Source organism: Blautia sp. DFI.6.71 (assembly GCF_020593585.1).
Lineage (GTDB): Bacteria > Bacillota > Clostridia > Lachnospirales > Lachnospiraceae > Blautia_A > Blautia_A wexlerae.
Window position 1 is genome coordinate 1 of record NZ_JAJDMJ010000111.1, and the last position, 1,949, is coordinate 1,949.

1 protein-coding gene is annotated in these 1,949 nt (G+C 40.4%); it reads right to left on the reverse strand.

Annotation, left to right across the window (positions count from 1 at the left end):
* Nucleotides 1-94: 94 nt before the first annotated feature.
* A complete protein-coding gene (ltrA, locus tag LJE12_RS19405; RefSeq protein ID WP_227227156.1) occupies nucleotides 95-1,468 on the reverse strand; it encodes a group II intron reverse transcriptase/maturase in 1,374 nt (457 codons plus the stop codon).
* Nucleotides 1,469-1,949: the final 481 nt, after the last annotated feature.

A 1,949-nucleotide genomic window follows, 5' to 3' on the forward strand; every position in this document is an offset into this window, starting at 1 on the left:
TCTCTAGTAGATATGGGGATTACTCCCCATACCCCTACGCAAAACCGTACGTGCGCTATTAACGCATACGGCTTTTCACTTTATATTTCATACTTTATCTATAAAACAAACTTACCTTAATACTTGGTTCTAACAATGGGAATGTTCGAAGCAGTCCATTAAAAAAGGTATCCGACGTATAACTTCTTTTCTGGCTTCTCCGATTCAGCCATTTATACAATAACCATTTTGTCTGTACTAGGAAATTCTTCACTTCCCTTGTATTGTCGGTCACTCCATAATACTGATAATGTCCCCGCAATTTTGCATTCACTGTTTTAAATATCAGTTCCAATGGCATTGCTCGATGTGCCTTTATCCATTCTTTCATTGCTTTTATCTTACTGCGAAATTTCTTCTTGCTGGTCTTTACCCTACAACGGAAAAACTCTCTCTTTCCGTCCATTCCGCAATAAAATGTGAAACCAAGAAAGTCAAGGGTATCTGGTTTTCTCTCTCCTCTTGCTTTTCTGTTGTGCCTGGCAAACCTCCCGAATTCCAATATCTTCGTCTTTTCTCCTGCCAGTTCCAATCCGTATTTTGCAAAGCGTTCTTCCAGCCTCTGCTTAAATATTTTTGCTTCATACTGGTTCTGAAAACAACAGACAAAATCATCACAGTATCGGATAAGATAACACTCTCCTTTACACTGTCTCTTCACGATTACATCAAACCAGTTATCCAATACATAATGCAGATATATATTTGCAAGTATCGGACTTGCTCCATTTCCCTGTGGGGTTCCCTGTTCGCTGTCGAGATATTTGCCATTTTCCATGACTCCGGCTTTCAGGAATTTATCTATAATCTCAAGAAATTTCCGGTCTGCTATATCATGTGCCAACATCTTCATCAGCCATTCATGGTCTACATTATCAAAGAAACCTTTAATGTCTGCTTCTACCACATAGTTTGTCTTTCGATACTGCACCATTTCTATGATTTCCCTTACTGCCTGATGGCAGTTCCTGTTCGGGCGGAATCCAAAACTCTCATTATAAAACTTCGGTTCATAAATCTGCTCCAGTATCTGTGCAATCGCATTTTCCACCAGTTTATCTTCATAACTGGAAATTCCAAGCGGTCTCATTTTGCCTTTTGTTTCCTTCGGAATATAAACACGCCTTGTTGGATTCGGGCGATAGCTTCCGTTTTTCATCCTTTTCACAAGATTTGCGAGATTTTCTTCCAGATTCTTTTCGTAATCCTCTTTTGTCACCTTATCAATCCCATACGCTTTCTTTCTGTCCATAGTCTTATGGATTGCTCTCAGCGTATCCGCATTGATGTAGGCTGCAAGATTCTGAACCTTTCTGTCGGTTCTGTTTGCTTTTGCGATATTATACTGTATTCCAAGTAACTCATTCACCATGTTCATCAGCTCTCTTTTGTCTGCATAGTTCTTTGTTCTTGAAGCTATAAAGTGCACAGCCCTTTTCTCCATCTGCTTTCACAGACTTCTGCGATAATATGGCTGTGTCGGACTTCCTGCCATTCATTTGGATTCCTAACGCATTTCTTTGTTTTGGTTTCCATACCTTTTTTTAAGGAAATGACAGGATCTCAGCTGTTCCGATAACATACTTATCATCAACCTCGCCAAGCTCTCAGACTGGGGGATGCCGCTATAACCTTGCCATATCGGTCATAACAGTATTGTCTGCTGTGTAATAGAGCACATCGACCATTTCCAACCTCATAATAATTTCCCAGCTCAATCACTTCACTTTCGTTTCGGCTCTGTTGCTCCCTGTCCTACGCTTAAACCTAATGTTACCATTTCGGTTCCAAGGACTCGGTACAGGCGGTTGGCTAGACCTTACCTGATAGGATTTTTTTTTTCCTATTGTATGATTATCAGCTTACCAAAGCTTACAGAATTTCTTCCGCTCGCTAGGGGAAATCAGCTA